Source organism: Daejeonella sp. (assembly GCF_030684675.1).
Taxonomy (GTDB): domain Bacteria; phylum Bacteroidota; class Bacteroidia; order Sphingobacteriales; family Sphingobacteriaceae; genus Daejeonella.
Genome location: NZ_JAUXXZ010000058.1, coordinates 66,650 through 75,457 on the forward strand (window position 1 = coordinate 66,650; position 8,808 = coordinate 75,457).

An 8,808-nucleotide genomic window follows, 5' to 3' on the forward strand; every position below is an offset into this window, starting at 1 on the left:
ATTCACAAAAGTATGAAAAAACGAGAACTATACAATAAAGTTCTGTTACCTGATTTCACAACCAAAAAACTCCTATTAATGCTAAACTGGACAATAACCTTAACATTCCTTCTTGTCCTGGAAGTATCAGCGAACAGTTATTCTCAAAATGTTAAAGTAAATCTGGATTTCCAGAACGTGAAATTTAAGAGAGCTTTTTCAATTCTGGAACAAAAAGGCAATATCAGACTGTTATACAGCGAAGAAAACCTGCCATCAGACAAATCAATTACCCTAAGCGTTAAAGACACTCCTGTAATGGATGTTTTGGGCATGATATTAAAGGATACGGAGCTTAAATTCCGTGTTCTGGATAATGGCCTGGTAGTTATATCGCCTCAAAGTAAAGAAGAAAAGGACATTGTTGTTACTGGTGTTGTCACCGATGCAAAAGGTGAGACTCTTCCGGGGGTTAGCATTAAACTTAAGGGGACATCAACAGGAGCTACAACAGATATGAACGGTAAGTACACGATCAATGTACCCGATAATGTCACTGTACTTGTATTCACTTATATCGGTTTTAACACCCAGGAGGTCTCAATCAATGGCCGGAGCACTGTTAATGTAAGACTTGAAGCGGCAAACACTTCTTTAAATGAAGTGGTAGTAACTGCTTTGGGAATGTCTAAGGAGAAAAAGAGTCTTGGATTCTCAGTGACTGAAGTTAAAGGAAGCGACCTGGCAGCTACTCAGCAATTAAATCCGGTGAATTCATTGATGGGAAAAGTTGCAGGTGTACAAATTGACCAAAGTGCATCCGGACCATTTGGAAACTCAAGAATTGTAATCAGGGGAAACTCAACCTTAAGCCAGAATAATCAGCCCATATTTGTAATTGATGGGGTTATTGTTGACAATGAATCTGTTGCAGGAGGTCGTGATTTTGCGAATGACCTGTCGAATCTGAATAGCGAAAACTTTGAAAGTGTTTCGATTTTGAAAGGTTCATCAGCTGCTGCTCTATATGGTTCAAGAGCTATCAATGGGGTGGTGCTGATTACTACAAAAAAGGGTAGTAAAGCAAATGGAATAGGCGTTGATTTTTCGCAAAATTTCATGGTTTACGATCCATACAAAGGTCCTGAATTCCAGAATGAATATGGTGGAGGTTCTGTGGGAGCATTCTTTACAGATGCCAGGGATCCGAACTACCAGCCAAATCAGATGTGGACTACGAAAGTATTCCCGATAGATCCGATTACCAAGGATCCATACATCGATCCTGCGATTAATCGTGAAAATGAAAACTGGGGTCCAAGATTTGCCAATCAGAAAGTTCGTAATTATGATGGTACCTGGACAGAATATAAAGCTGTTCCTAATAACTACCTCGATGCCTTCCAGAATGGTACTTTAGGTACTACCAGTGTCGCATTCTCAGGCGCGGGTGATAAAACCACCTACAGATTTGCAGCAACGCACGACGATCAGACCGGGATCTCTGTAGCGAACAAGATGAAGAGGAATAATTTTAATTTAAGAATAACTCACAAACTAGCTGATTGGTTAAGCACAGATGTAAGTGGAGGATATACAGCAAGTGATAACACAAATCCTCAGAATCTTGCCTGGGCACCGTATACTGATACTTTTGCCGGAGATAACTGGGGAGTTGCCTATTCCTGGATTTTCCCTCGTAATTATGATACGAAGTATTGGAATCAGCAGGCAAGATATACCAGTCAGGCATTTGGCGGATCACCCAGAGGAACCAATCCACTGGAGCCCAATAAAGTAATGGCTCCTGAATTTTGGTTCAACATGCATAATACGGTTGCCACAATGGATAGCAGGAACTTTATGGGGCGCTTTGCTTTAAATGCAAAGTTGACCAAATGGGCCAATTTTACCGTTGAAGGTAACATGAATAATAACTATGACAAGTATGAAAACAAAGCTCTTGGTCAGTTTACTGACTTTAGCGGTGGAGGTTATACTTTAAATCAGTCGAAAAAAGAAAGCAACTTCCTTAAGGGAATACTTTCATTCAATACGATTAAAATAGCGAAGGATTTAGGATTTAGTGGTTTTGCCGGAGCTGAAATGTACAATTCAATCAGTTCATTCACTCAGGGAAATACTTCAGGAGGATTAATGGTACCGGGTAATTATTTTATTACCAACTCTGTGAATTCGCCGCTTGTTACCGGAGGTATAAACTATAACAAAAAAATCAATTCTGTTTATGCAAGTGCTGATTTTGATTATAAAAATCAATTTTATCTGGCTACAACATGGCGTGGTGACTGGTCTTCGGCTTTAACATATAAAGATGGAACCGGAAATAATTTTTACAATTATCCTTCTGCCAGTCTTTCATGGATTGCTTCTGAAACCTTCAAGCTTCCTGCCATCGTAACTTTTGCAAAGCTGAGAACTAACATCGCAGCCTTAGGTAAAGATACAGATCCATTTGTGATCAATCCGGGATATAGATTTGCAGGAAAGGTTATCGGACTACCGGGTGAACCTACTCGTGCAGGATTTAGTTCCAGCAGTACTTTATCACCAAATTTAAAACCTGAAAGAAAAATTTCGAAAGAAATTGGAATGGAAATGCGTTTCCTGAAGAGCCGTTTAGGTTTTGACGTTACTTTATATCAGGATAATACCTACGATCAAATTGTTGATATTTCAACACCTCTTGAGTCAGGAGTTTCCGGAGTTAAAATTAATGCAGGTAATATTCAGAACAGAGGAGTTGAAATCTCTCTGGACGGAACTCCGGTTCAGACACAGAACTTTCAATGGAATTCCCGTTTAACTTTCTCAAGAAACAAGAATTTAATCGTTTCTCTTGCAGAAGGAAGATCAGACTACTTCCTTGGTGGTGCAGCGTTTGATGCAAGCTCATGGGCAGTTGTTGGGAAATCTTATGGTACAATCCGATCTACTACCCAATCTTTAAAGTATGTTAACCCTGGAAATGCAGCAGATCCTAAAAACGGAATGACTGTACTTGCCTGGAGAAATGATGCTCGTGCTGCTTTCCCTCAAAGAAGCAATAAATACCAGGATATCGGCGATATCAACGCTAAATTCAGAGGTGGATTCTCCAATGATTTATCATATAAAAACTGGTCAATGAATGTTTTGTTTGATGCAAAAGTCGGAGGGGATATGGCTATGTCATCTCTAAGGTCAGGAACTCATACAGGCGTACTTCCGAATACATTATTTGGAAGAGATGCTGAACACGGAGGGATTACCTGGACCAGTAAATATGACGGAATTACCTATGATGACGGGATGATTATAGATGGAGTATTCCCAATAGGTCAAAAGGTCACTTTACCGAATGGAACTACTGCAGATGTGGGTGGTATGACTTTCAAAGAGGCTTATACCGCCGGTTTGGTTGAGCCTACACATGCACCGCAATTCTACTATCGTTATGCATCTTCTTCTACTGGTGTATCTGATTTCTGGATAAGGGAGAGTACCTGGGTTGCGCTTCGTCAGATAGCAATATCCTATAACCTTCCAAAAAGCATTGCAAGCAAGCTTAAGGTAAACGGAATTGCTGTAAGTGTGATTGGTAGGGATCTGGGGTATTTGTACAACTCTTTACCTTTTGATATGAATCCTGCATCGTTAAATTCCAATTTAACTTCAGCAGTAGGTGAAGAAGGATTTTTACCAATGATCCGGTCAATTGGCGGTTCATTAAAGGTCCGTTTCTAATAATCAGTATTGATTATTAACACACATTTTAAATAAGATAGAAATGAAAAGGAAATTTTTATATATCATAATAACAGCATTCACCAGCTTGTTTACAAGCTCATGTACTAAAGATTTTGATACAGTAAATGTTAATCCAAATGTTGTTACTGATGTCGATGTAAGGTTGCTCTTTACCTCCTCATTAGTGCCAATGCAAACTTCACGCGGTGGCGAGTATTGGAATGAAGGGTTTACACATTTTTTGTCAGCATGTCAATTAGTGACAGGTCAAAGTTATGCAGTATCTACTACCGCCGTAAATGGTCGTTATAACCTTTTTTATTCAAGTGTTCTGCCAAATTTGGTGGAGATGCGCAGGATAATTGCTCTTAAAGCAGATAAGGAGAAATACGAACAAATCAACGCGATTACCTATATCCCACAGGTAATGATGGCTTTAAAGGTAAGTGATATGAATGGCTCAATGCCTTATACCGAAGCCAACAAAGGCCGGGACGAAGCTAAATACAGTCCGAAATATGACAATCAGGAAACCTTATATACTACATGGTTAAAAGAATTGTCTGATGCAATTACTACGCTACAGAAGAATTCAAGTAATCAGGTTTCATATGGTGATAATGACGTCTTTTTTAGAGGCAATGTTACAAAATGGATCAAACTTGCCAATTCCTTGAAATTGAGAATTGCCGCCAGGTACCAGAATCAGGATCCTGCAAAGGCAACCCAAATTTTCAAAGAGGTAATGGCAGATGCCGTTGGTCCATTCAGCTCTACATCTGATCAGTTAGTTCATGCAAACCCTACCTATTTCCCTTTCGGAGTTGATGGTTACAATATTGATATTTACAGCCGTCACTTTGCGGTTGGAACAGCAATTGAATTTCTGAAGTCATCCGCTGATCCACGTCTTGGGATCTATTATGACAAAAATTCTTTGCAGGGAAGTTTCAGAGATACTTTGACTAAATACAATAGGACATTGCCTTCCTGGATAAATACCAGTGATCCAAACATTATGTATCAGGGCGGTCCGGCTGATTTTCAGTCTAATCCTGCGGTAAGTACATACTTTGTAAATCCACTTAATGCAGGTGGTGCAAACAGGTATCAACTGATTTCAACTGTTAACCGTAAATTCTTTGCACCAACGGTAGATAGAGGAAGTGGTACAGTTATCGATGTATTGTTTTCATATGCTGAGGTTTGTTTTCAAATAGCTGAATTTGTACAAAAGGGCTACGGTATCGGAGTTAATACGAAGGGAACTGCAGCAGAATGGTACAATAAAGGTGTTCGTGCATCGGCAAAGACTATGAATGAGATCGCAGTTGCAGCAGGTTCAACATCATATACAAACATTGATGCTTTGGTTGATGCACAATTGGCGAATCCAAAAGTTAAGCTTGATGGAACAAATGATCTGGAAAAAATTTACATCCAGTCCCTTTTGAATTTTTACCGCGAGCCTAACGAAGCATTTACTCTTGCCCGCCGTACAGGTTATCCAAAAACTAATTCTACATTACTTGCACGCGAACCAATAAGTGATGTGCTTCCAAGAAGATGGTGGACACTTGATCCGGGACAGGTTAACAGAGTTAACTGGACTGCAGCCATGACTGAACAGGGCTTCACTCCTAACGATTTTACTATCGCTAAACTGAATGCTGAAAGGATTTGGTTCGATAAGAAATCTCCGGATTATGGCAAAGGAAATTAACCTGTAGACAAAATCAATAAAATTAGCAGAGTGGTTTGAAAGGTGTTTAAAGCCATTCAAACCGCTCTTTATGAATCAACTAATTGATAAATTTTGTTTTTAATCGTAGATTTTAATAAAATACTTACCTTCAATTTCATCCAAAAATAATGTCAGGACGTAAACAATTCTTACAGCAGCTAGGCTTAATGGCCGGAGCTTTCTCAGCAAACAGTTTGTTTAATGAATTACACGCTGCAGAAATTTCATCAGCCAATTCCAGAGTTAATCATCTTTCGCCAATTTCTGTGGCTGCAGATGAAGACTATTGGAGTGTTATCCAGCAAGCTTATACTGTTAGCCCTCAAATTATAAATTTGAATAACGGTGGTGTTAGTCCTTCGCCAAGGGTGGTTCAGGAGGCAGTTGAACGTTATAATAAATTGACTAATGAAGGTCCTTCTTACTTTATGTGGGAAATTCTTGATCAGGGCAGAGAACCTTTACGTGAGAAATTGGCTGAGCTTGGGGGATGCAATAAGGAAGAAATTGTGATCAATCGCAACGCTACAGAGTCTTTGAATACGGTAGTTCTGGGTCTGGATCTTAAAGCAGGTGACGAGGTTATCGGATGTAAACTGGATTATCCAAACCACATGAATGCATGGAAACAAAGAGCTATGCGTGATGGGATTGTCTACAAACAGTTAAGTTTTAACTTTCCTGTTGAGAATGATGAAGAAATTGTAGCGGCTTTCGAGAATGCAATTACTCCTAAAACCAAAATTATACATGTTACCCACGTAATAAATTGGGTTGGACAGATTCTTCCGGTTAGAAAGATTAGCGATATGGCACATCGCCATGGTTTGGAAGTAGTATGTGACGGGGCACATTCTTTCGCATTACTGGACTTTAAAATTCCTGATTTAGGTTGTGATTATTTTGCTACCTCGCTTCATAAATTCCTGAGTGCTCCTATTGGCAGCGGTATGATGTGGATCAAACAGGATAAAATTTCAAAAATCTGGCCTTTACTGGCAAATGGTGATCCCCGCGGTACAAATATCAGAAAATTTGAAACCCTGGGAACGCGGAGTTTCCCTATCGAGCAGGGCATTGGCGAAGCAATTAATTTCCAGCTGGCCATAGGTAATAAGCGTAAAGAGGAGCGTGTAAGATATCTTAAAAATTATTGGGCTGAACGGGTAATTAATGTTCCCAAAGTGAAGATCAAAACATCTCTGAAATCTGCCTATTCATGTGCAATTTGCGGTGTAAGTATTGATGGCATTCCACCAAGAGAACTCGAAAGAATTCTGTTTAACAGATATAAAATCCATACCGTGCCAATTGATTATGAGAATGTTAGTTGTGTACGGGTAACTCCACATGTTTATACCCGCTTGCCTGAGCTTGATAAGTTTGTCAGAGCGATCAAGGAGATTGCAGCAGCAGGTAAGTAATTACATTTATTATTATTTACCATCCTTAATTAGATGCCGTTTGTTTTTTTAATTTCTGAACAAATATCCTTCCGGATTTTTGCCTGAGATTGTTTTGCTTCAGATAAACCTGAGTATTCCTTAATTCATTTGTTAATTGATCATTTCTATGCAGGCAATTTTCTTCCTGCTTTAAAATAATATATACCAATCCCAAAAATGGAAAATAAAACAAAGCTGTTAAATGCTGCAGTGCTTGTAGCATCATTAGGTTATTTTGTAGATATCTATGACCTCCTGCTTTTCAGTATTGTGAGGGTTCCCAGTTTACAATCGCTTGGATTAACAGGACAGGATATTACGGATAGCGGAATTTTCTTATTGAATGTTCAGATGATAGGATTACTTATTGGTGGAATATTCTGGGGGATTCTGGGCGATAAAAAGGGCAGATTGTCGGTTTTGTTTGGTTCAATCTTTATGTACTCCGTTGCCAACATTGCCAATGGTTTTGTTGATACAGTAGAAGCTTATGCTTTCTGGCGATTTATTGCCGGTTTTGGCCTTGCCGGGGAACTGGGTGCCGGAATTACCCTGGTTGCAGAGATTATGCCCAAAGAAAAAAGAGGTTATGCCACAACAATTGTAGCAGCGGTTGGTGTGAGTGGGGCAGTGGTTGCCTACTTTATAGCGCAGTATTTTGACTGGAGGACTTCATTTTTTATTGGCGGCGGACTTGGTTTGTCATTATTGCTATTGAGGTTTGGAGTATCAGAATCAGGGATGTTCGGGAAGACTAATAACCACCATACCAACAGGGGGAATTTCTTTTCGCTGTTTACCAATCGGGAAAGGTTTATCAAATATTTGAGATGTATTATAATTGGAGTTCCTTTGTGGTTTGTTGTCGGGATATTAATCACTCTTTCACCAGAATTCGGTAAGGTGCTGGGTGTGCAGGGAGATGTAAATGCAGGTGCTGCTGTGGCTTGTTGTTATGCCGGACTTGTCCTGGGGGACATAGCCAGTGGCTTGCTAAGCCAGCTTTTAAAAAGCCGTATCAAAGTAATTTACACCTACTTATTTTTGTCCATTATTTCTATATCAGCATACTTTATGCTACATGACATCAGTTTGTTTGCATTTTATACAATTTGTCTGTTTCTCGGATTTTCAGTGGGGTACTGGGTTATATTTATGACCATAGCCACAGAACAGTTTGGAACCAATATCAGGGCAACGGTAACTACAACGGTCCCCAATTTTGTTCGCGGCGCAGTAGTTCCTTTGTCAATTCTTTTTCAATATCTAAAAGGAGTTTTTAATGGCTCGATGATTCATGCGGGGATAGCTGTTGCTACGCTGAGTCTTGTACTAGCCTTCTGGGCCCTACATAAAATGGAGGAAACATTTACAAAAGATCTCGATTATCTGGAATAGACAGAAAGAGACAATTAGTCATCATCGCATTCCAGTTAAATTGAGTAATAGTCAGAACATACAGATACAGTTTTTCAAGTAGCAATATTAGCTATTTCAAAATTATAGGCCCTCCCCCTCAACCTTGCCTCCCTCTATAGCCGGGAAGGCCAATTGTTATTCACTTGTTTTTATTGTTTTTTAAAGGTGTTCATGCTTTCGCCGCTGAAGGGCGGCTCAGGTTTGAGGGGCCAAAAGAAACAAAAGCCCTTTTCAATCCCTAGGTGCCTTGGTCACAAGCCCCCGCACATCAAAAAAAAGTGATCGCTGCTTTTGGGGGTTATCTGAATATGAAAGCATTCAGGTTATGATCCCAAAATCTAATGCTCGGATGTGCCATTTGAATGAATCTGCTGCTTTTTTTGATTTTGCTGGCACTGGTCCCGGTTTTAAACCGGGAGAATCGTCCTTCGCAAAGGCTTATCTGATATGAACGGTTTTGGAACAGTGCTC

The 8,808-nt window shown here is 39.7% G+C and carries 4 protein-coding genes; all 4 read left to right on the forward strand.

Features of this window, described 5'->3' with window-relative positions:
* The first annotated feature begins 12 nt into the window (after positions 1-12).
* Positions 13-3,726: a SusC/RagA family TonB-linked outer membrane protein gene (locus tag Q8M41_RS12470; protein ID WP_305365610.1), complete on the forward strand. Its 3,714-nt coding sequence runs from the start codon at positions 13-15 to the stop codon at positions 3,724-3,726.
* A 43-nt stretch (positions 3,727-3,769) separates the two neighbouring features.
* Positions 3,770-5,452, forward strand: a complete 1,683-nt coding sequence (locus Q8M41_RS12475; RefSeq protein WP_305365611.1) for a SusD/RagB family nutrient-binding outer membrane lipoprotein — start codon at positions 3,770-3,772, stop codon at positions 5,450-5,452.
* Between the two features lie 149 nt (positions 5,453-5,601).
* Positions 5,602-6,897, forward strand: a complete 1,296-nt coding sequence (locus Q8M41_RS12480) for an aminotransferase class V-fold PLP-dependent enzyme (protein WP_305365612.1) — start codon at positions 5,602-5,604, stop codon at positions 6,895-6,897.
* 198 nt (positions 6,898-7,095) lie between these two features.
* Positions 7,096-8,316 carry an MFS transporter gene (locus Q8M41_RS12485; RefSeq protein ID WP_305365613.1) on the forward strand — a complete coding sequence of 407 codons (1,221 nt, stop codon included), beginning with the start codon at positions 7,096-7,098 and terminating at the stop codon, positions 8,314-8,316.
* The last annotated feature ends 492 nt before the right edge of the window (positions 8,317-8,808 follow it).

What these genes read in the sequence shown, in the direction of transcription:
- Q8M41_RS12470 (WP_305365610.1), top strand. Translation starts at nt 13, where the DNA reads ATGAAAAAACGAGAACTATACAATAAAGTTCTGTTACCTGATTTCACA.
- Q8M41_RS12475 (WP_305365611.1), top strand. Translation starts at nt 3,770, where the DNA reads ATGAAAAGGAAATTTTTATATATCATAATAACAGCATTCACCAGCTTG.
- Q8M41_RS12480 (WP_305365612.1), top strand. Translation starts at nt 5,602, where the DNA reads ATGTCAGGACGTAAACAATTCTTACAGCAGCTAGGCTTAATGGCCGGA.
- Q8M41_RS12485 (WP_305365613.1), top strand. Translation starts at nt 7,096, where the DNA reads ATGGAAAATAAAACAAAGCTGTTAAATGCTGCAGTGCTTGTAGCATCA.